Origin of the sequence: Pseudomonas sp. MONT-RG-20F-20-E-7-02, assembly GCF_022662395.1 — a bacterium.
Classification (GTDB): Bacteria; Pseudomonadota; Gammaproteobacteria; order Pseudomonadales; family Pseudomonadaceae; genus Aquipseudomonas.
The window spans coordinates 867,904-889,666 of sequence record NZ_JAKNQN010000001.1 but is presented as its reverse complement, the minus strand read 5'-3'; the positions used below and the strand labels follow the sequence as shown (position 1 = coordinate 889,666).

The 21,763-nt window shown below is 61.7% G+C and carries 20 protein-coding genes; 13 read left to right on the top strand and 7 right to left on the bottom strand.

The annotated features are described in order from the left end of the window. Positions 1-481: 481 nt before the first annotated feature. From hydA to preA, 3 genes are all read left to right on the top strand, one after another. Positions 482-1,921: a dihydropyrimidinase gene (gene hydA, locus L8I05_RS04060; RefSeq protein WP_242167286.1), complete on the top strand. Its 1,440-nt coding sequence runs from the start codon at positions 482-484 to the stop codon at positions 1,919-1,921. A gap of 149 nt (positions 1,922-2,070) precedes the next feature. After that, complete coding sequence (locus L8I05_RS04055) at positions 2,071-3,438, top strand: NAD(P)-dependent oxidoreductase (protein ID WP_177018454.1); 1,368 nt, start codon at positions 2,071-2,073, stop codon at positions 3,436-3,438. Further along, the gene (preA, locus tag L8I05_RS04050; RefSeq protein WP_179028243.1) at positions 3,438-4,712 is read left to right on the top strand and encodes an NAD-dependent dihydropyrimidine dehydrogenase subunit PreA; all 1,275 of its coding nucleotides are present in this window, start codon (positions 3,438-3,440) and stop codon (positions 4,710-4,712) included. Before L8I05_RS04055 ends, preA begins: the two co-directional genes overlap by 1 nt. Positions 4,713-4,845: 133 nt before the next feature. Here preA and L8I05_RS04045 read toward each other — a convergent pair whose 3' ends face one another. After that, positions 4,846-5,466 (bottom strand): TetR/AcrR family transcriptional regulator, encoded by a 621-nt coding sequence (locus L8I05_RS04045; RefSeq protein WP_049709047.1) that lies wholly within the window; start codon positions 5,464-5,466, stop codon positions 4,846-4,848. Between the two features lie 143 nt (positions 5,467-5,609). Here L8I05_RS04045 and L8I05_RS04040 point away from each other — a divergent pair, with 143 nt between their 5' ends. From L8I05_RS04040 to L8I05_RS04015, 6 genes are all read left to right on the top strand, one after another. Beyond that, positions 5,610-6,053 (top strand): GNAT family N-acetyltransferase, encoded by a 444-nt coding sequence (locus L8I05_RS04040; RefSeq protein ID WP_159957810.1) that lies wholly within the window; start codon positions 5,610-5,612, stop codon positions 6,051-6,053. A gap of 18 nt (positions 6,054-6,071) precedes the next feature. Continuing rightward, positions 6,072-6,437, top strand: coding sequence for a copper homeostasis periplasmic binding protein CopC (copC, locus tag L8I05_RS04035; RefSeq protein ID WP_242167285.1), 366 nt, complete (start codon positions 6,072-6,074; stop codon positions 6,435-6,437). A gap of 3 nt (positions 6,438-6,440) precedes the next feature. Beyond that, positions 6,441-7,298, top strand: a complete 858-nt coding sequence (copD, locus tag L8I05_RS04030; RefSeq protein ID WP_242167284.1) for a copper homeostasis membrane protein CopD — start codon at positions 6,441-6,443, stop codon at positions 7,296-7,298. A gap of 262 nt (positions 7,299-7,560) precedes the next feature. Further along, positions 7,561-8,823, top strand: a complete 1,263-nt coding sequence (locus L8I05_RS04025) for an OprD family porin (RefSeq protein WP_242167283.1) — start codon at positions 7,561-7,563, stop codon at positions 8,821-8,823. A gap of 301 nt (positions 8,824-9,124) precedes the next feature. Beyond that, positions 9,125-9,943 carry an NAD(P)-dependent oxidoreductase gene (locus L8I05_RS04020; RefSeq protein ID WP_242167282.1) on the top strand — a complete coding sequence of 273 codons (819 nt, stop codon included), beginning with the start codon at positions 9,125-9,127 and terminating at the stop codon, positions 9,941-9,943. Positions 9,944-9,973: 30 nt separating this feature from the next. Then, entirely contained in the window at positions 9,974-10,849 is an 876-nt protein-coding gene (locus L8I05_RS04015; RefSeq protein WP_242167281.1) for an SMP-30/gluconolactonase/LRE family protein, read from the top strand. Positions 10,850-10,981: 132 nt separating this feature from the next. On the opposite strand, the gene L8I05_RS04010 is transcribed toward L8I05_RS04015, so the two are convergent. The 5 genes from L8I05_RS04010 to L8I05_RS03990 all read right to left on the bottom strand — a co-directional run bounded on the left by L8I05_RS04010 (position 10,982) and on the right by L8I05_RS03990 (position 16,422). Further along, complete coding sequence (locus L8I05_RS04010) at positions 10,982-12,136, bottom strand: HlyD family secretion protein (RefSeq protein WP_159957823.1); 1,155 nt, start codon at positions 12,134-12,136, stop codon at positions 10,982-10,984. Next, entirely contained in the window at positions 12,133-13,782 is a 1,650-nt protein-coding gene (locus L8I05_RS04005; protein ID WP_242167280.1) for an MFS transporter, read from the bottom strand. The genes L8I05_RS04010 and L8I05_RS04005 overlap by 4 nt, the downstream gene beginning before the upstream one ends. A 204-nt stretch (positions 13,783-13,986) precedes the next feature. Further along, positions 13,987-14,793, bottom strand: a complete 807-nt coding sequence (locus tag L8I05_RS04000; protein ID WP_242167279.1) for a sulfite exporter TauE/SafE family protein — start codon at positions 14,791-14,793, stop codon at positions 13,987-13,989. Continuing rightward, positions 14,794-16,038, bottom strand: a complete 1,245-nt coding sequence (locus L8I05_RS03995) for an FAD/NAD(P)-binding oxidoreductase (RefSeq protein WP_242167278.1) — start codon at positions 16,036-16,038, stop codon at positions 14,794-14,796. It abuts the gene before it with no gap. Positions 16,039-16,086: 48 nt separating this feature from the next. After that, positions 16,087-16,422, bottom strand: a complete 336-nt coding sequence (locus tag L8I05_RS03990; protein ID WP_017136253.1) for a metalloregulator ArsR/SmtB family transcription factor — start codon at positions 16,420-16,422, stop codon at positions 16,087-16,089. Between the two features lie 105 nt (positions 16,423-16,527). Here L8I05_RS03990 and L8I05_RS03985 point away from each other — a divergent pair, with 105 nt between their 5' ends. Next, positions 16,528-17,391 (top strand): MBL fold metallo-hydrolase, encoded by an 864-nt coding sequence (locus L8I05_RS03985; protein WP_177018462.1) that lies wholly within the window; start codon positions 16,528-16,530, stop codon positions 17,389-17,391. Between the two features lie 120 nt (positions 17,392-17,511). Here L8I05_RS03985 and bkdR read toward each other — a convergent pair whose 3' ends face one another. Then, entirely contained in the window at positions 17,512-18,000 is a 489-nt protein-coding gene (bkdR, locus tag L8I05_RS03980; RefSeq protein ID WP_017136255.1) for a Bkd operon transcriptional regulator BkdR, read from the bottom strand. Between the two features lie 195 nt (positions 18,001-18,195). On the opposite strand from bkdR, the gene L8I05_RS03975 reads away from it, so the two are divergent. The 3 genes from L8I05_RS03975 to L8I05_RS03965 are packed head-to-tail and all read left to right on the top strand — an operon-like array spanning position 18,196 to position 21,763. After that, positions 18,196-19,431, top strand: coding sequence for a 3-methyl-2-oxobutanoate dehydrogenase (2-methylpropanoyl-transferring) subunit alpha (locus L8I05_RS03975; protein WP_177018463.1), 1,236 nt, complete (start codon positions 18,196-18,198; stop codon positions 19,429-19,431). A 1-nt stretch (position 19,432) separates the two neighbouring features. Beyond that, the gene (locus L8I05_RS03970) at positions 19,433-20,491 is read left to right on the top strand and encodes an alpha-ketoacid dehydrogenase subunit beta (RefSeq protein WP_159957835.1); all 1,059 of its coding nucleotides are present in this window, start codon (positions 19,433-19,435) and stop codon (positions 20,489-20,491) included. Next, positions 20,492-21,763 carry a dihydrolipoamide acetyltransferase family protein gene (locus L8I05_RS03965; protein ID WP_242167277.1) on the top strand — a complete coding sequence of 424 codons (1,272 nt, stop codon included), beginning with the start codon at positions 20,492-20,494 and terminating at the stop codon, positions 21,761-21,763.

Below are 21,763 nucleotides of genomic sequence, written 5' to 3'. Positions count from 1 at the left end.
GCACTCAATAACCGTGCCGACCACCCGACTTTAACCCGCACCGCTTAACTAACGTGCTGATGTTAATCAGCTTTCCGATTGTGCCTACAGTACTTGTCGCCTTACTCAGGCTAAATAACGCGCAAGTTCCTGAACCCTCAGGACTCAATCTGGTGCAACACAATTATTTTTATTTACCGGCCCCGTCAAGAGGCATGTCTCAAGCGTCTGATTTGCAATAAGAAATGTTGCTCAAATCGATAACCTGTCAAGTGCGTCAAAATGGTGAGAGGTCGCTACATTTTGGTGATTAACTATTTTTATCTTTTAAAATCATGCAGTTAAAATCGTTATAAGCATAAGAAAAATCTTCTTGCTCAATCTAAAAACTCGGGCTAGTTTCTATTCCTGTCACCGATGACAGGATTTAACCGACCATCGGCAAGCCGCATTACAACACTTAGAACTGGCACAAGCCGGTCAAGCCTGTGAGGAACTCGACATGTCGCTGTTGATCCGTGGCGCCACCGTTATTACCCATGATGAAAGTTATCGCGCCGATGTGTTATGCGCAGGCGGTCTAATTCGCGCTATTGGCACGAATCTGGATATTCCCGCCGGCACTCAAATACTCGATGGCAGCGGCCAGTACTTGATGCCCGGCGGCATCGATCCGCACACCCATATGCAATTGCCCTTCATGGGCACCGTGGCCAGCGAAGACTTTTTCAGCGGCACGGCGGCGGGTCTGGCGGGCGGCACCACCTCGATCATCGACTTTGTGATTCCCAACCCGCAGCAGTCCTTGATGGAAGCCTTTCACCAGTGGCGCGGCTGGGCGGAAAAATCCGCTTCCGACTACGGCTTTCACGTGGCGATCACCTGGTGGAGCGAGCAGGTGCGCGAGGAGATGGCCGAGCTGGTCAGCCATCATGGCATCAACAGCTTCAAGCATTTCATGGCCTACAAGAACGCGATCATGGCCGCCGATGACACCCTAGTCGCGAGCTTCGAACGCTGCCTGGAACTGGGCGCAGTGCCCACCGTGCACGCGGAAAACGGCGAGCTGGTGTATCACCTGCAACGCAAGCTGATGGCCCAAGGCATCACCGGGCCGGAAGCCCACCCGCTGTCGCGCCCTTCCCAGGTCGAAGGCGAAGCGGCCAGCCGGGCGATTCGAATCGCCGAGACCATCGGCACGCCGCTGTACCTGGTACACGTGTCCACCCAGGAAGCGCTGGATGAAATCACCTACGCCCGTGGCAAGGGCCAGCCGGTGTATGGCGAAGTGCTCGCTGGCCACTTGCTGCTCGACGACAGCGTCTACCAACACCCCGACTGGCAAACCGCTGCCGGCTACGTGATGAGCCCGCCGTTCCGCCCGCGCGGGCATCAGGAAGCGCTGTGGCACGGCCTGCAATCGGGCAACCTGCACACCACCGCCACCGACCATTGCTGTTTCTGCGCCGAGCAAAAAGCCGCTGGCCGTGACGATTTCAGCAAGATCCCCAACGGCACTGCCGGCATCGAAGACCGCATGGCGCTGCTGTGGGACGAAGGCGTAAACACCGGGCGCCTGTCGATGCAGGAATTCGTCGCGCTGACCTCCACCAACACCGCGAAGATCTTCAACCTCTACCCGCGTAAAGGCGCGATTCGAGTCGGCGCCGATGCGGACTTGGTGCTGTGGGATCCCCAAGGTACGCGGACGATTTCGGCCAAGACCCACCATCAAAAAGTCGACTTCAACATCTTCGAAGGCAAGACCGTGCGCGGTGTGCCGAGCCACACCATCAGCCAGGGCAAGCTGGTCTGGGCCGATGGCGACCTGCGCGCCGAGCGCGGTGCCGGGCGGTACGTGGAACGGCCGGCGTACCCGGCGGTGTTTGAGCAGTTGAGCAAGCGGGCCGAGCATTCGAGGCCCACTGCTGTAAAGCGCTGAACATACAGCGCACATGATCGTTCCCACGCTCTGCGTGGGAATGCAGCCAGGGGCGCTCTGCGCCCCAAAAGCGGACGCAGAGCGTCCAGTGAGGCATTCCCACGCAGAGCGTGGGAACGGTCGCCCCAAAAAACCGTGAGGCCAACACCGTGATCCAGACCCTGAACCACCTCCCCCATCCCCATGAAGATGGGCCGACCCTCGCCAGCCACTTCACCGACCTGGCGCCGCCACTCAATGCCCGCCAGGCACAACTGGAAGCCTCGCGCTGCCTGTATTGCTATGACGCGCCGTGCGTGAATGCATGCCCCAGCGAAATCGACATCCCGTCGTTCATCCGCAATATCCACACCGACAACGTGCAAGGCGCGGCGCAAAAGATCCTCTCGGCGAACATCCTCGGCGGCAGCTGCGCGCGGGTTTGCCCTACGGAGATTCTGTGCCAGCAAGCCTGCGTGCGTAACAACGCCGAAGAATGCGCACCGGTACTGATCGGCCTGTTGCAACGCTACGCGATTGACAACGCGCACTTCAGCGAACACCCGTTCCAGCGCGCCGCGCCCACCGGCAAGCGCATTGCCGTGGTCGGCGCCGGGCCTGCCGGCTTGGCTTGCGCCCACCGCGCCGCCTTGCACGGTCATGACGTGGTGATTTTCGAAGCGCGGGAAAAGGCCGGCGGCCTGAATGAATACGGGATCGCCAAGTACAAACTGGTGGATGACTTTGCCCAGAAGGAGCTGGATTTTCTCCTGCAGATTGGCGGCATCGAGATCCGCCACGGCCAGCGCCTGGGCGACAACCTGACCTTGAGCGAACTGCACCAGCAGTTCGATTCGGTGTTCCTCGGCCTCGGCCTTGCCGCCAGCAAACAGCTCGGCCTGCCGCACGAGGACGCCCCCGGTTTGCTCGCCGCCACCGACTACATCCGCGAACTACGCCAGGCCGACGACCTCACTCAACTGCCCTTGGCCGACCGCTGCATCGTGCTCGGCGCCGGCAACACCGCCATAGACATGGCCGTGCAAATGGCTCGGCTTGGCGCCCGTGATGTGAACCTGGTGTACCGCCGTGGCCTCGCCGACATGGGCGCCACTGGGCATGAACAGGAGATTGCCAAGGCCAATCAGGTGCGCCTGCTGACCTGGGCTCAACCTGAAGAAGTGCTGCTGGATGACCAGGGCCGTGTGCGCGGCATGCGCTTCGCCCGCACGCGCATGGAAAACGGTCGCCTGCACCCCACCGGCGAAACCTTCGAACTGGCCGCCGATGCGATCTTCAAGGCCATCGGCCAAGGTTTCGATAACGCAGCGCTGCACGACCCGCTGGCGCAACAACTGCACCGCGTAGGTGAGCGCATCTTCGTCGACGAACACCTGCAAACCAGCATTCCAGGGGTCTACGCCGGGGGCGATTGCGTCAGCCTCGGCCAGGACCTCACCGTGCAGGCGGTGCAACACGGCAAGCTGGCCGCCGAAGCCATGCACGCCCAACTCATGCTGAATGTGGAGGCTGCGTAATGGCCGATCTCTCGATTGTATTCGCCGGTATCAAAGCCCCCAACCCGTTCTGGCTGGCCTCCGCGCCGCCCACCGACAAGGCCTACAACGTGGTCCGCGCCTTCGAAGCCGGCTGGGGCGGCGTGGTCTGGAAAACCCTCGGTGAAGACCCGGCGGCGGTCAACGTGTCGTCGCGTTATTCCGCGCACTATGGCGCCAACCGTGAAGTGCTGGGCATCAACAATATCGAGTTGATCACCGACCGCTCGCTGGAGATCAACCTGCGCGAAATCACCCAGGTGAAAAAGGATTGGCCCGACCGCGCGCTGATCGTGTCGCTGATGGTGCCGTGCGTGGAAGAGTCGTGGAAAAACATCCTGCCGCTGGTGGAAGCCACTGGCTGCGACGGCATCGAACTGAACTTCGGCTGCCCTCACGGCATGCCGGAACGCGGCATGGGCGCGGCCGTCGGCCAGGTGCCGGAATATGTCGAGCAGGTGACGCGCTGGTGCAAGACGTACTGCTCGCTGCCGGTGATCGTCAAGCTCACGCCGAATATCACCGACATCCGTGTGGCGGCGCGTGCGGCGTATCGCGGCGGCGCGGACGCGGTATCGCTGATCAACACCATCAACTCCATTACCAGCGTGGACCTGGAGCGCATGGTCGCCCTGCCGGTGGTCGGCACCCAAAGCACCCACGGTGGTTATTGCGGCTCGGCGGTGAAGCCTATCGCCTTGAACATGGTCGCGGAAATCGCCCGCGACCCGCAGACCCAAGGCTTGCCGATCTGCGGGATTGGCGGCATCGGCAACTGGCGCGACGCAGCAGAATTCGTCGCGCTGGGTTGCGGCGCAGTGCAAGTGTGTACGGCGGCGATGCTGCATGGGTTTCGCATTGTGGAAGAGATGAAGGATGGGCTGTCGCGCTGGATGGACAGCCAAGGCTACAAAAGCCTGCAGGAGTTTTCCGGGCGCGCGGTGGGCAATACCACCGATTGGAAGTACCTGGATATCAATTATCAGGTGATCGCCAAGATCGACCAGGCAGCCTGTATTGGTTGCGGGCGTTGCCATATCGCCTGTGAAGACACTTCGCACCAGGCGATCGCGAGCTTGAAACAGGCGGATGGCACGCATAAATACGAGGTGATTGATGATGAGTGCGTGGGCTGCAATTTGTGCCAGATCACCTGTCCGGTGGCCGATTGCATTGAGATGGTGCCGATGGACACGGGCAAGCCGTTTTTGAATTGGACGCAGGATCCGCGCAATCCGTATCGGGAGGCGGTGTAGCGCTTGATTGATCGTTCCCACGCTCCGCGTGGGAATGCAGCCGGGGACGCTCCGCGTCCCAAGAGCGGACGCAGAGCGTCCAGTGAGGCATTCCCACGCGGAGCGTAGGAACGATCACGCGTGGGAACGATCATTACGGCTCCAAGCCAATCCCGCGCAAAATCACCCCCGTCACCGTCTGAATCGCCTTCTCAAACTGCATGTCCGACAACGGCTGGTGGTCATTCAAAATCTTCACCTGGTGGTCAAAGTCCGCATAGTGCTGGGTCGAGGCCCAGATCATATACAGCAGGCTCGACGGCTCCACCGGCAGGATGCGTTTGTCCTCCACCCACTGGCGAATTTTCGCTTCCTTCATCTTGGCCCAGTCGTACAGGCTTTCATCCAGCGCCTCACCGAGTGTCGGCGCGCCGTGGATGATTTCATTGGCCCAGACTTTCGAGCCATACGGCCGCGTGCGCGAGCGCTGCATCTTGGCGCGGATGTAGCTGCTGAGCACCACCCGTGGGTCATCGAAGGTTTCAAAGCTCAGGGCGTCCTGCTTCCACACTTCCAGCAAGTCGAACAGCACCGCGCTGTACAGCTCGCTTTTGGTGGTGAAGTAGTAATGCAGGTTGGAGCGCGGCAGTTGCACTTCTTCAGCGATGTCGGCCATGGCGGTGCTGCCATAGCCTTTTTCAGCGAAGATTTTCTCCGCCGCCAGCAGGATCTTTTCGACGTTGACCCGACGAATTCCGATTTTGTGATTGCCCATAAGGGCTCCCTGACAACAACATGGCCTCAAGACTACCATCGGCTCTAGATCGCGGCGACAGGGCATAATGAAACTTCTTACGCGAACCTTTCCCCTGCAAAACGGATTGGTTAGGATCGCGATCCCCATGAAGGATCATTGCCATGACTATCCGACCTCGCGTGGCCGCCGACGACCCAGTGCTGGGAGCACTGTGGGAGCGTTCGGTGCGGGCCACCCATGACTTCCTCCCCGAGGATGACATCCAGCGCCTGCTGCCCCTGGTGCGTGACGCCTACCTGCCGATGCCTGCACTGGATGTCTGGGTGTTCGAGGACCGCCAAGGCATCGCCGGGTTTATCGGCACCGGCGGGCACAACGTAGAAATGCTGTTTATCGACCCCGACCGCCGTGGCCAGGGCATTGGCCGCCAATTACTCGACCACGCCCGCGCCCGCCACGACACCCTGACCGTGGATGTAAACGAACAAAACCCGCAAGCCGTGGGCTTCTACCTGCACTATGGTTTTATCCAGGTCGCGCGCTCGCCGCTGGATGGCGAAGGCAAACCCTTTCCCTTGCTGCACATGGCTTTACCGACTCTCTAAACCTGAAGGTATTGAACAATGTTGATCAAGAAAACCCTGACCACCGTCGCCCTGCTGGCGTCCCTGCTCGGCGCTTCGGCGGCGTTTGCCCATGCTCACCTTAAAAGCTCGACGCCGGCGGCTGACAGCACGGTCGCCGCGCCTGCTGACCTGCGCCTGACCTTCAGCGAAGGCGTCGAAGCCACCTTCACCAAGGTGTCACTGAGCAAAGACGGCACCGAAGTCGCGATCAAGGGCCTGGAAACCCCGGACGCCGACAAGAAAACCCTGGTCGTCACGCCCGCCGCGCCACTGGCCACAGGCACCTATAAAGTGGTGTGGAACGCGGTGTCGGTCGACACCCACAAGAGCAACGGTGAATACAGCTTCAAGGTCGGCCAATAACCCATGGCGACCCTGCTGGTGCTGTGCCGCTTCCTGCATTTCATCGTCGTGTTGTTGATATTCGGGGCCTGTGCGTTCAGGCCCTGGCTGCTCGGCGCTGAACCGCAGCCGGCGCTGGACCGGCACCTGCAGCGCATCACCCGTGTACTGGCCTGGCTGGGGTTGGTCTCCGGCGTGGCGTGGCTGTTGTTGATCACCGCCAGCATGGCCAGCAGTTGGGCGGCGGCCCTGCAACCGGCCACCGTGCAGTTGGTGCTGAGCAAAACCTTCTTTGGCCAGGTGTGGGTCTGGCACCTGTTGCTGAACCTGCTGCTGGTGATCGTGCTGATCAAACCCTGGCCGGCCCTGCGCCTGCCGTTGACTGCGCTGCTGTTGGCGACGCTCGCACCGGTCGGCCACGGCGCCATGCTCAATGGGCTGAGCGGGCAATTGCTGATCCTCAACCAGGTGGTGCACCTGGTCTGTGTCGGTGCCTGGCTCGGCGGGTTGCTGTTGCTGGTGTTGATCCTCAGGCAGCCGCAACGGCCTGCGCTGGAGATCATCCTCCGGCGCTTCAGCGGCGTGGGGTACGGGCTGGTCGCCGGTTTGCTGGTGACCGGTTTGATCAATGTGCGTGTGCTGACGGGGCAGCTGTGGCCTACGCCGCTGTTCAACGGCTTTGCGCTGATTCTGTTGATCAAGGTGCTGCTGGTGCTGGGCATGTTGGCCCTGGCGCTGCTGAACCGGCTGCGCATTGAGCACTGTGAAGAGCGCTTGGGCAGTTTGAAGGCCAGCGTGATGCTGGAATGGGCATTGGGTGTGGCGGCGGTGGCGGCGGTTTCCCTGCTTGGCACTCTGCCGCCGATGGTCATGGCCAACTGAAAACCGACTTTGAAATGCGCTCAACCTGTGGGAGCTGGCTTGCCTGCGATGCGGGCGCCTCGGTCCCACAACTACACCTCGGCGATGCCATCGCAGGCAAGCCAGCTCCCACAGTGACGGTGCCCACTTCAGGTCCGGGCATATTAAGTCATCGCATAACTTCTGCTTGACACTCCAGCAAAACCTCGCAAATATCCCGCCCAATGTTATACGACAACGTATAACAAATAATAAAAACAACAAAAGAAAAGGGAGCTTCACAGTGCGTCCATTCGCCCGCAATTCCTCCTCGTGTATCCGCCTTATCGGCCTCGGCAGCCTGGCCTTCGCCCTGCCCCACAACGCCCAGGCCGACGGTTTCCTTGAAGACGCCAAAGCCACGCTGAACCTGCGCAACGCCTACTTCAACCGCAACTTCACCAACCCGACCTACCCGCAGGCCAAGGCCGAGGAATGGACGCAGAACTTCATCCTCGATGCCAAATCCGGCTTCACCCAGGGCAGCGTGGGTTTCGGCCTTGATGTGCTGGGCCTGTACTCGCAAAAGCTCGACGGCGGCAAAGGCACCGGTGGCACGCAACTGCTGCCGATCCACAGCGACGGGCGCCCCGCCGACAACTTCGGGCGCCTGGGCGTGGCCTTGAAAACCAAGCTGTCGAAGACTGAACTCAAGGTCGGCGAGTGGATGCCGGTGTTGCCCATCCTGCGCTCAGACGATGGCCGCTCGCTGCCCCAGACCTTTCGCGGCGGCCAGGTCACGTCCAACGAAATTGCCGGCTTGACCCTTTACGGCGGGCAGTTTCGCGGCAACAGCCCGCGCAACGACGCGAGCATGGAAGACATGTTCATGAACGGCAAAGCGGCCTTCACTTCCGACCGTTTCAACTTTGGCGGCGGCGAGTACAGCTTCAATGACAAGCGCACCCAGGTCGGCGTGTGGTACGCCGAATTAACCGATATCTACCAGCAGCAATACTTCAACCTGACCCACAGCCAACCCGTCGGCGACTGGACCCTGGGCGCCAACCTTGGTTATTTCAACGGCAAGGAAGATGGCCGCGCACTGGCCGGCAACCTCGACAACAAGACCGTCTCGGCCCTGCTCTCGGCCCGCTACAACGGCAACACGTTCTACGTGGGCCTGCAGAAACTCACCGGCGACAGCCTGTTGATGAGGGTCAATGGCACCAGCGGCGGCACCCTGGCCAACGACAGCTACAACGCCAGCTACGATAACGCCAAGGAAAAATCCTGGCAGGTGCGCCATGACTTCAACTTTGTGGTGCTCGGCATTCCAGGGCTGACCATGATGAACCGCTATATCAGCGGCAGTAACGTGCACACCGGGGCGATTACCGATGGCAAGGAATGGGGACGCGAATCGGAACTCGCCTACACGGTGCAGAGCGGCGCGCTGAGGGACTTGAACGTGCGCTGGAGGAATTCGAGCATGCGTCGGGATTTCAGCAACAATGAGTTTGATGAGAATCGGATTTTTATCAGCTATCCGATCTCACTGTTATAACTCGGTCAATGAGGGAACGAGCAGGCATGTGGGAGCTGGCTTGCCTGCGATTGCGGTTGCTGATCGTTCCCACGCTCCCGCGTGGGAATGCAGCCCTGGACGCTCTGCGTCCAAAGCGTGACGCAAAGCGTCACAAGAGGCGTTCCCACGCAGAGCGCGGGAACGAGCAGGCATGTGGGAGCTGGCTTGCCAGCTCCCACCTTTTGAAACCTGTCGTCTGGCAAGGCGTTGACAACCTGGGGAGTCCAAAACGATACTTCCGACAAGTCATACGACAACCTACAACAACAATGGAATTCCCATGACCACCACCACGCCTGCTCCATTCAACCGCCTGTTGCTCACCGGTGCCGCCGGCGGCCTCGGCAAAGTCTTGCGCGAACGCCTGCGCCCTTATGCCCAGGTGTTGCGCCTGTCGGACATCGCCTCGATGGCCCCGGCTGCCGATGCCAGCGAAGAAGTGCAACCCTGCGATCTCGCCGACAAACAAGCCGTGCACCATCTGGTGGAAGGCGTCGATGCCATCCTGCATTTCGGTGGCGTCTCGGTAGAGCGCCCGTTCGAAGAGATTCTTGGCGCGAATATCAGCGGCATCTTCCACATCTACGAAGCCGCCCGCCGTCATGGTGTGAAGCGTGTGATCTTCGCCAGCTCCAACCATGTGATCGGCTTTCATAAGCAGGGCGAAAAACTCGACGCCCATTCGCCGCGTCGTCCGGACAGCTATTACGGCTTGTCCAAATCCTATGGCGAAGACATGGCGAGTTTCTACTTCGATCGCTACGGCATCGAGACCGTGAGCATCCGCATCGGCTCATCATTCCCGGAACCGCAAAACCGTCGGATGATGCACACCTGGTTGAGCTTCGACGACCTCACTCAACTGCTCGAACGCGCGCTGTACACGCCAAATGTCGGGCACACCGTGGTCTACGGCATGTCGGATAACCTCGATACCTGGTGGGACAACCGCTACGCCGCGCACCTGGGTTACGCGCCCAAAGACAGCTCCGAAGTGTTCCGCGCCCAGGTCGAAACCCAGCCACCGGTGGCCGCCGATGACCCGGCCAGGGTCTATCAGGGCGGCGCGTTCTGCGCGGCGGGGCCGTTCGGTGACTGAGTGCACAGCAACCCAAGGGAATGAGTGGCCATGACTGCTGAATTGATCGTCGACGCCCGCAATGCCGTGGGCGAGTGCCCGGTGTGGGTGCCCGAGGAAAACGCGCTGTATTGGGTGGATATTCCCAACGGCGGCCTGCAACGCTGGAGCGCCGCCACCGGCCACATCGCCGCCTGGACAGCCCCGCAGATGCTCGCCTGTATCGCCCGCGCCACCGCGGGCAACTGGGTCGCCGGGATGGAAACCGGCTTTTTCCAGCTCACCCCGCACAACGACGGCAGCCTCGACACCACGCCTCTGGCGAGTGTCGAGCACCCGCGCGCCGACATGCGCCTCAACGACGGCCGCTGTGATCGCCAGGGCCGTTTCTGGGCCGGCAGCATGGTGCTGAACATGGGTTTGAACGCAGCCGAGGGCACGCTCTATCGCTACGCATCGGGTTCGGCGCCGCACGCCCAGCTGAACGGGTTTATCACCCTCAATGGCCTGGCCTTCAGCCCGGATGGCCGCACGATGTACGCCTCGGACTCACACCCGCTGGTGCAGCAGATCTGGGCGTTCGATTACGACACCGAGACCGGCACGCCCTCCAATCGCCGCGTGTTTGTGGACATGCAACCGCTGCCCGGCCGCCCCGACGGCGCGGCGGTCGACGCCGACGGCTGCTACTGGATCTGCGCCAACGACGCCGGGCTGATTCACCGCTTCACCCCGGAAGGTCGCCTCGATCGCTCCCTCAGCGTTCCGGTGAAAAAACCCAGCATGTGCGCCTTTGGCGGCAGTCGCCTGGACACGCTGTTCGTCACCTCGATTCGTGATGACCAGAGTGAGCAGTCGCTGTCGGGTGGCGTATTTGCCCTCAACCCAGGCGTGCAAGGGTTGCCCGAACCCAGCTTCGTGCTCTAGCGGTGACGCGGTTATCCGCGAGTACCGGGGTCTGTGGGAGCTGGCTTGCCTGCGATGGCATCGACTCTGTGTACCTGACAGACCGAGCTGCCTGCATCGCGGGCAAGCCAGCTCCTACAGGGTTCGCGTCGGTCAGGGCGGGGTGTTTTTGAGGCGGCCGGCGGTATCGATACTCACAACCACCGACAACCCCGGTCGCAACCGCTCGCTCTCGGCCTGATCCGGGTCCACCGTGATCCGCACCGGCACGCGCTGGGCGATCTTCACAAAGTTGCCGGTGGCGTTGTCCGCCTGCAGCAGGCTGAACTCCGAGCCGGTCGCCGGGGAAATATGCTGCACCGTGCCGTGAAACTTGCGGTGGTTCAGCGCATCCACGGTGAAGGTCACCGGCTGGCCGACCTGCACGTTATCCATCTGGGTTTCCTTCATATTGGCGATCACCCACAGCTGCGGCGGCACCAGCGCCATCAACTGCGCGCCGGAGTTGACGTAGGCGCCGAGCCGCACGCCGATCTGCCCCAGCTGGCCGTCACGCGGCGCGAGGATGCGCGTGTTGGACAGGTCGATACGCGCCAGCTCCACCGCCGCATCCGCGCTGGCCACGGCAGCTTCCAATGAACCGCGATTGACGATCACGGTTTGCAGGTCCTGCCGGGCAATTTCCAGGCTGGCCTGGGCCTGGGCCACGGCGGCGATGGTTTGCGCATTGGCGGCGCGGGTCACGTCCAGCTCGCGCTTGGACACCGAGCCGTCGCTGATCAGTTCTTCATTGCGGCGCAGGTCGGCGGTGCTTTTGCGCGCCTGGGCCTGGCTGTCGACCAACGCGGCCTGGCGCAGCTTGATGGTGGCTTCGGCGCTGTTGCGTTGCTGCACCACGTTGGCCAGCGCGGCTTTCTGCACCGCCAGTTGCGCCAGCGCCTGGTCAAGACGCTGTTTGTAGATGCGATCATCGAGGCGCACCAGCAGGTCACCGGCCTTGACGAACTGGAAGTCCTGCACCGGCACTTCGTACACATAGCCGGCGAGTTGCGGGCCGATAATCGTCACCTGGCCGCGCACCAGGGCGTTCTCGGTGGTTTCCACCGCGCTGCTGAACGGCGGCAATTGCCAGGCATACAGCACGATCAGTACGCCGACGATGGCAATCGCGGCAAAGCCCAACGACGAGATGATGCGTACCCGCAGCGAACGCGGCTCGGTGACCGAGGCGCCCGGCGGCGTGGTGCCTTCCGGGGTGGAGGCGATGGCGTTGGTGGTTGTCGTAGTACTGGTAGTCGGTTCGGTCATGAAGTAACGCCGCTGGGTTGAACGGGAGGGGCTGCTGCCTTGGTGGTACTCATCAGCCACAGGCTGCGGGTGAAGATCCAGAGCATGGTGAGGATCGCGATGATCGCAATCAGCATGAACACATCGTTGTAGGCCATCACATTCGCCTCACGCGTGGCCGCCGTGGCCAGGCTGCGAATGCCCATCAGGTTGCGCAATTCCGGGTCGGCGATGACCCCGCCATACGCCGAACCGCCGCTCTGTACCCGCGCGGCCACACGCGGGTCGAGCAAGGTCAGGTGCTCGACAATCATGCTGGAGTGGTACTTCTCGCGCACGATCTGGAACGTCCCGAGCAAGGCTGCGCCTATCAAGCCGCCGAGGTTCTGGCAGATACCGAACATCACCGAAAAACTCACCAAGTTGCGCGGGTTGGTGAGCACGTTGCGCGTGCCCAGCACCATGGTCGGGCCGAGAAAGAAGGTGCCGCCAAAGCCTAGCAGGAACTGGCTGATATAGAGGTTTTGCGGTCGGGTCAGGTTGCTGGAGAAGCTGTCCATCACTGACCCCGTGGCCATCAACGCCAGGGAGATGATCAGCGGCATCAGCAGGTGCGCGGGGTTTATCGTCAGCGCACTGACCACCAGCCCGGCAATCGCCCCGGCCAGCATCACCACGTACAGCGTGTGCATCTGCTGATAGCTCATGTTGAGCATTTGCATGAAGCCCACGGCGCCGGTGGATTGCTCCGACAGCACCATGCGAATCAACACCACCGCCAGCGCCAGGCGAATCATCACCCCACTGCCCAGCCAACGGGTCATCAGCAGCGGGTTGGCGCGGTTATGCTCGATGGCCAGGCCGGCCATGATCAGCACCAGCGAACAGGCGGAGGCCACGCCGATCCACGGCGCTTCCAGCCACCAGTCAATACGCCCCAGGGACAGCACCGCGCACAGCAACGCGACGCCGGTGGCGAGGATGCCGAAGGTGAGGAAGTCGAGTTTTTCAAAGGTCTTGAAGCGGTCGCCCGGCGGCAATTTGAGCAGGAACACGCAGCCCAGGCAGATCAGCGCCAGGCCCAGTTCAAACAGGTACAGCCCGCGCCATTCGGCAATTTGCAGCAAGTCTTCGGAGAACAGCCGCGCCAGCGGCAGCGCCAACTGCGCGGTGCCCAGGCCCAGCACCAGGGCTTTCATGCGCCACTTGGCCGGGAACGCCTGGATCATGTAATACAAGCCCAGCGAACTCAGCGCCGCGCCCACCATGCCGTGGGCCGCCCGCACCGCGATGGCGGAACTCAGATCGTTGACAAACAAGTGGCCAAAGGTCACCAGCGCGTACAGCACCAGGAACACCTCGGTAAACGCGCGCAGGCCAAACTGCTGGCGAAACTTCACCAGCAGCAGGTTCATGCACACGTTGGTCATTACATAGGCGGCGGGCAGCCAGGCCATCTCGGCGGTGGTTGCGCCCAAGGCGCCTTGCAGGTATTGCAGGTTGGCGATCACCAACGCGTTGCCGAGCCCGCCGGTGATTGCCACCAGCACGCCGACCAGCGCGAACAGCCAGCGCTTGTGCGTGGGGTGCAGCGGCGTCGACGGCGAGCCAGGCAGGCTCGGTCGCTCGTGGGGCTGCCAGGTGTGAGGGGTGTATTTGTTGTCCATTCGGTGGCCTTGATGAGCCGACGTGCAAGGTCGGTAAATCCGTTACTCAGGGAGTAGTAAACCTGAGCAGAGTTCATCTTGCCATGCCTCAAGCGGACGCGCTCAAAACTGTGGGAGCTGGCTTGCCTGCGATGGCGGTGGATCAGTCAGACCGCTATCGCAGGCAAGCCAGCTCCCACAATTGGGATGTATTTCAGGTTGGAATTAGAGCGCGGCCTTGAGCAGCATGCCGGCGGCTACTACCACACACAGGGTGGCAAAGCCCACTTGCAGGGTGCGCGCCTTGATTACCGAACACAGGCGCCGCCCGATCAGCATGCCGACGATGCTTGCGCCGATAAACACCCAGCCCATGGGCTCGATGCTCACACCGGCATGAAGCGCGCCGGCCACGCCGATCAGCGAGATCAGGCTGATCACCATCAACGAGGTGGCGACAATGCCACGCATCTGCACATCGGTCAGTTGCTTGAATGCCGGCACAATCAGAAAGCCGCCACCTACGCCGAGCAAGCCCGACACCGCGCCGGTCACCGCGCCGAGGGCGGCCAGGGTGGTGCTGCACTTGGCGGTCCAGGCAAAGCGCCCGGTCTGCTGATCAAGCATGCAGTTCTTCTGGCCCCAGGACGCGGCGCCATGGTCACTCGGCCCGGCCTCGACCTTTTCGCGCTGCAACATGCGCCAGGCCACCAGCACCATCAGCGCGCTGAACAGCCCCATCAGCGCGGGCTCGGGCATTTGGTGAGCGACAAACACCCCCAACGGCGAAAACGATGCACCCAGCAACGCGATCAACATCGCCGCGCGATAACGCACCAGGCCATGACGTAACCCATCGATGGCGCCGACCGCCGCCGCCGCCCCCACGGCGAGCAGCGACACCGGCGCCGCCTGGGTCATGGTCAAGCCCAACCCCAACACCAACGCCGGTACCCCGAGGATGCCACCGCCCGCGCCGGTCAGGCCCATGACCAGGCCCATCAATACGCCCAACAGACTTGCCAGCAGCATTTAATCCACCTTGCTCAGGCGGGTCAGCCACTCGCGGCCCTTGAGCATGCCGTTCCAGTAGAACCACGGCAGCAGCGTGGCCTTGAGGAACCACATCGAACGGCGCGCCTGGGTCGGGTCCAGCGGGAAGGTCGGCAGCAGTTTGCCGCCGTAGCCGAACTCGGCCAGCACCACCTTGCCCTTCTCCACCGTCAGCGGGCAGGAACCGTAGCCGTCGTACTTGAGCGGCAGCGGCGCCTGTTTGCGCAGGGCCAGCAGGTTTTCGGCGACCACCACGATCTGCTTGCGCACCGCGGCGGCGGTCTTGGCGTTGGTGGTGCCGCACACATCCCCCAGGCCGAAGATGTGCGTGTAACGCAGGTGTTGCAGGCTGTGGGGGTTCACTTCACACCAGCCGGCGGCATCGGCCAGCGGGCTTTGGCGGATAAAGTCCGGGGAAACTTGCGGCGGCACCACGTGCAGCAGGTCGAAGGTTTTTTCCGCGACGGTAACGTTGCCTTCGGCGTCCTTGACCTCGAACCACGCCTTGCGCGCCGGGCCATCGACCTTGACCAGGTTGGAGTTGAACGCCAGGCGCGCGTTGTATTTTTCGACGTACTTCATCAAGGGCGGCACAAAGGTCGCTACGCCAAACAGCGCGGCGCCCGCGAGGTCGAACTCGACGTCGATATTGTTCAGGTTGCCGTGCTTGAGCCAGTGATCGCAGGACAGGTACATGGCCTTTTGCGGCGCGCCCGCGCATTTGATCGGCATGGCCGGCTGGGTAAAAATCGCCTTGCCGCCCTTGAGCTGCTGCACCAGTTGCCAGGTGTAGGCGGCGTGCTCGTAGCTGTAGTTGGAGGTCACGCCGTTCTGGCCCAGGGTGTCTTGCAGCCCTTCGACTTTTTCCCAGGCCAGCCGCAGGCCGGGGCAGACGATCAGGTTGTTCCAGGTGACGCGCTGGCCGCTGTCGAGCACCAGAGTTTGCTCATCCGGCAGCAACTCGTTGACGGCGGACTGCACCCAGCTCACGCCATTGGGCAACACCTCCGCCATGGGCCGCCGCGTCTTCTTGACGTCGTAGGCGCCGCCGCCGACCAGGGTCCAGGCCGGCTGGTAGCAGTGGTATTCACTCGGTTCGATCAGGGTGATGTTCAGCTGCGGATCACGCTTGAGCAGGCTGGCCAGCAGGCCGATGCCCGCCGAACCGCCGCCAATGACTACGATATCGCCACTGATGGTGGGGCCACAGTGTTGGTCGTTCATGTCGATCGCCTTTTTATACATGCACACAAGGGTCGCTGCCGGATGGCGTCACGCCCAGCTTTTGATGACCGCACCGCAGTACAGCCCGGAGAGGGTCTTCATTACTTGAATCACTTCGTGGCTGGCCAGCCCGTAGAAAATGTATTTGCCTTCCCGACGGGTGGCGACCAACCCTTCGTCGCGCAAAATGCCCAACTGTTGTGACAGCGTAGGCTGTCTTACGCCGGTCATGGTTTCCAATTCGCCAACATTGCGCTCACCCTGGGTCAACTGGCAGAGAATCAATAAACGATCCTCGTTGGCCAGCGCCTTGAGCAAGGAGCAGGCCTTGGACGCCGATGCGCGCAACTGGGCGACTTCGCCCTCACTCAGAGTAGATTCCATTTGCTTCGGGTCCTTTACGTCACTTAAGCTCAAAACATTATGTGTAAACGTAAACTGATTGTAACCACTTTTTTCATCGTATTTTTCTAAACAGGGACAGCCGCCATGCCAGCGTTGATTCACGCTTTTCTGGACGAGGCATCGTCGACCTTCACCTACGTCATCCATGAAAATGACGGTGGACCGTGTGCCATCGTCGACTCGGTGCTCAATTACGACCCGGCCTCGGGGCGCACCGACACAGCCCAAGCCGACAAAGTCATCGCCTTTGTGCGTGAGCACGGCTTGCAGGTGCAATGGCTGCTGGAAACCCACGCCCATGCCGATCACCTGTCCGCCGCGCCTTACCTGCGGCGCACGTTGGGCGGCAAAATCGCGATTGGTCAGTCGATCAGCAAGGTCCAGGGCGTGTTCAAGAACCTGTTCAATCTGGAACCGGCGTTTCGCGTCGATGGTTCGCAGTTCGACCATTTGTTCGCGCCGGACGAGGTCTTTTATATCGGCAACCTCAAAGCCCAGGCGCTGCATGTGCCGGGGCATACTCCGGCGGACATGGCCTACCTGATCGAAGATCGGTTGATTCTGGTGGGTGACACGCTGTTCATGCCCGATGTGGGCACGGCGCGCTGCGACTTTCCTGGCGGCGATGCGCGGCAGTTGTATGCGTCGATGCGCAAGTTGCTGGCCTTCCCTTTGGAGACCGAGCTGTACGTGTGCCATGACTACCCGCCTGAAGGCCGGGAGGCCAAGTGCCTGACCACCGTCGCTGAACAGCGCGCGGGGAATATTCATGTGCATGACGGGGTGGATGAGGCGGCGTTTGTTGCGATGCGCACGCAACGTGATGCCGGGCTGGGGATGCCGACGTTGTTGTTGCCGGCGATTCAGGTGAATGTGCGGGCGGGGCATATGCCGCCGGCGGAGGAGAATGGGGTGGTTTACCTGAAGATTCCGCTTAACCAACTTTGAAAATGCCGGTCTCCTTGTGGGAGCTGGCTTGCCTGCGATAGCGGACTGTCAGCCAATCCATCTGAGCCTGAACAACCGCTATCGCAGGCAAGCCAGCTCCCACATTTTGACTGAGGTGATTCAGCTCCCCAGGCTGATGCCGTTGGCTGGCAGGGGCAATGCAGTTTTGTAGCGCACTTGCTTGAGCGCAAAGCTGGAGCGGATGTTGGCGACGCCTGGGACCTTGGTCAGAAAATCCATCATGAAGCGCTCCAGCGACTGGATGGTCGGCACCAACACGCGGATCAGGTAGTCCGGGTCGCCGGCCATCAGGTAGCACTCCATCACTTCCGGGCGGTCCGAGATCGCGCCTTCGAACTGCTGCAATGCCAGCTCGTTCTGCTTTTCCAGGCTTACATGGATGAACACGTTGACGTGCAGCCCCAGCAGGTCGGCGTCGAGCAGCGTGACCTGGTCGCGAATCAGGCCCAGTTCTTCCATCGCCTTGACCCGGTTGAAACACGGCGTGGGCGACAGGTTGACCGAGCGAGCCAGGTCGGCGTTGGTGATGCGGGCGTTCTCCTGCAGGGCGTTGAGAATGCCAATATCGGTACGGTCCAGTTTACGCATGAGACAAAATCACCTGTTTATTATGGTTATGCAGTTTTTTTATCCGCAAATGATCGCGAGCGCAACGAAACAGAGATAAATATTCTTCTACGCCACGCCTATGATTGTTGTAGGACAAGATTTCTCCTATCCGGAGACTGACTGTCAGCTAGCGCGCCCACTACAAGAAATTCACAAGATAGAGCGTAGAAAGCCATGACCCAGCAGTACGAACCACTGCGCCTGCACGTGCCCGAACCCTCGGGCCGCCCAGGCTGCAAGACCGACTTTACCTACCTGCGCCTGACTGACGCAGGTACGGTGCGCAAACCCGCCATCGACGTAGAACCCGCCGACACCGCCGACCTCGCCAAAGGCCTGATCCGCGTGCTCGACGACCAGGGCCAGGCCCTTGGCCCATGGGCCGAAGGCGTTCCCGTCGAGATCCTGCGCAAAGGCATGCGCGCCATGCTCAAGACGCGGATCTTCGACAACCGTATGGTGGTCGCCCAGCGTCAGAAAAAAATGTCGTTCTACATGCAAAGCCTTGGCGAAGAAGCCATCGGCAGCGCCCAGGCCCTGGCCTTGAACATCGACGACATGTGCTTCCCGACCTACCGCCAGCAAAGCATCCTGATGGCCCGCGAAGTGCCGCTGGTAGACCTGATCTGCCAACTGCTGTCCAACGAGCGCGACCCGCTCAAGGGTCGCCAGTTGCCGATCATGTATTCGGTCAAGGACGCCGGCTTCTTCACCATTTCCGGCAACCTCGCCACCCAATTCGTACAAGGCGTGGGCTGGGGCATGGCCTCGGCGATCAAGGGCGACACTAAAATCGCCTCGGCCTGGATCGGCGACGGCGCCACCGCCGAATCCGACTTCCACACCGCCCTCACCTTCGCCCACGTGTACCGCGCGCCGGTGATCCTCAATGTGGTTAACAACCAGTGGGCGATCTCCACCTTCCAGGCCATCGCCGGTGGTGAAGCCACCACCTTCGCCGGACGCGGCGTCGGTTGCGGCATCGCCTCCCTGCGCGTGGACGGCAACGACTTTATCGCGGTGTACGCCGCCTCCGCGTGGGCGGCCGAGCGCGCGCGCCGCAACCTTGGGCCAACCCTGATTGAGTGGGTCACCTACCGCGCCGGCCCGCACTCCACCTCCGATGACCCGTCGAAATATCGCCCGGCCGATGACTGGAGCCACTTCCCGTTGGGCGACCCGATTGCCCGTCTCAAGCAGCACCTGATCAAGATTGGCCAGTGGTCCGAAGAGGAACACGCGGCGGTCAGCGCCGAACTTGAGGCCGAAGTGGTCAAGGCACAAAAGGAAGCCGAACAGTACGGCACCCTGGCCGGTGGCCAGATTCCAAGCGCCGCGACCATGTTCGAAGACGTCTATAAAGAGATGCCGGAGCATTTGAAGCGCCAGCGTCAAGAGTTGGGGATCTGACATGAACGATCACAACAACAGTATTGAACTGGAAACCGCCATGACCACCACCACCATGACCATGATCCAGGCCCTGCGCTCGGCCATGGACGTGATGCTCGAACGTGACGATAACGTGGTGGTGTTCGGCCAGGACGTCGGTTACTTCGGCGGCGTGTTCCGTTGCACCGAAGGCTTGCAGAACAAGTACGGCAGCTCGCGGGTGTTTGACGCGCCGATCTCGGAAAGCGGCATCGTCGGCGTGGCGGTGGGCATGGGCGCCTACGGCCTGCGCCCGGTGGCAGAAATCCAGTTCGCCGACTACGTCTACCCCGCCACCGACCAGATCATCTCCGAAGCCGCTCGCCTGCGTTATCGCTCGGCCGGCCAGTTCACCGCGCCGCTGACCATGCGCATGCCCTGCGGCGGCGGCATCTACGGCGGCCAGACCCACAGCCAGAGTATCGAAGCGGTGTTCACCCAGGTTTGCGGCCTGCGCACGGTGATGCCGTCCAACCCGTACGACGCCAAAGGCCTGCTCATTGCCTCCATCGAAAACGATGACCCGGTGATCTTCCTGGAGCCCAAGCGCCTGTACAACGGCCCGTTCGATGGCCATCACGACCGCCCGGTGACGCCGTGGTCGAAACACCCGCAAGCGCAAGTGCCGGACGGTTACTACACCGTGCCGCTGGACGTGGCCGCCATCGTGCGTCCGGGCTCGGCGGTCACCGTGCTGACCTACGGCACCACCGTGTATGTGTCGCAAGTTGCTGCCGAAGAAACCGGCATCGACGCCGAGGTCATCGACCTGCGCAGCCTGTGGCCACTGGACCTGGAAACCATCGTCAAATCGGTGAAAAAGACCGGCCGTTGCGTGGTGGTGCACGAAGCCACGCGCACCTGCGGCTTTGGTGCCGAGCTGGTGTCGCTGGTGCAAGAGCATTGCTTCCACCACCTGGAAGCGCCAATCGAACGCGTCACCGGCTGGGACACGCCCTATCCGCACGCGCAAGAGTGGGCGTATTTCCCAGGGCCGTCCCGCGTGGGCGCGGCGTTGAAACGGGTCATGGAGGTCTGAATGGGCACGCACGTTATCAAGATGCCGGACATTGGCGAAGGCATTGCAGAAGTTGAACTGTCGGCATGGCACGTGAAGGTCGGCGACCTGGTGGTTGAAGACCAGGTGCTGGCGGATGTGATGACCGACAAGGCGATGGTGGACATACCCTCGCCGGTGCACGGCAAAGTGATTTCCCTCGGCGGCGAGCCGGGCGAAGTCATGGCCGTGGGCAGTATTTTGATCAGCATTGAAGTGGAAGGCGCGGGCAACGCCAAGGATGTACCGCCAGTGGCGGCGCCTGCGAAGGCGGCGCCGGTGGTTGAAGCCAAACCCGCGCCGGTTGAAAGCAAGCCCGCGTCGGCGGTGACAAAACCTCAGGCGACCCAGGCGCAAGCCCCGGTGGCCCGTGAAGCCGACGAACGTCCACTGGCCTCCCCGGCCGTACGCAAACATGCGTTGGATGCTGGCATCCAGCTACGCCTGGTCCAGGGCTCTGGTCCGGCGGGCCGGATTTTGCACGAAGATTTGGAGGCTTTCTTGCTCGATCGTCCGGGCAAAAAATCAACGGCCGCCAACCCTTACGCCGAGCGCAACGACGAAGAGCAAATCCCGGTGATCGGCATGCGCCGCAAGATCGCCCAGCGCATGCAGGACGCCACCCGGCGCGCCGCGCATTTCAGCTATGTGGAAGAGATCGACGTCACCGCCCTCGACGAGCTGCGCGTGCACCTCAATGAAAAACACGGCGCTACACGCGGCAAGCTGACCTTGTTGCCATTTATCGTGCGCGCCATGGTCGTGGCGTTGCGCGACTTCCCGCAGATCAACGCACGCTATGACGACGAAAACCAGGTCATCACCCGCCTTGGCGCGGTGCATGTAGGCGTCGCCACCCAGAGCGACGTCGGCCTGATGGTGCCGGTGGTGCGACACGCCGAAGCCCGCAGCCTGTGGGGCAATGCCGAGGAAATCGCGCGCTTGGCCACAGCCGCACGCAATGGCAAGGCCAGCCGCGATGAGCTGTCGGGCTCGACGATTACATTGACCAGCCTGGGTGCCTTGGGCGGCATTGTCAGCACGCCGGTGCTGAACCTGCCGGAAGTGGCCATCGTCGGCGTCAACCGCATTGTTGAGCGGCCGATGGTGATCAAGGGCCAGATCGTGGTCCGCAAGATGATGAACCTCTCCAGCTCCTTCGATCACCGCGTGGTCGATGGCATGGACGCGGCGCAATTCATCCAGGCCATTCGCGGCCTGCTCGAACAACCCGCCAGCCTGTTTTTGGAGTAA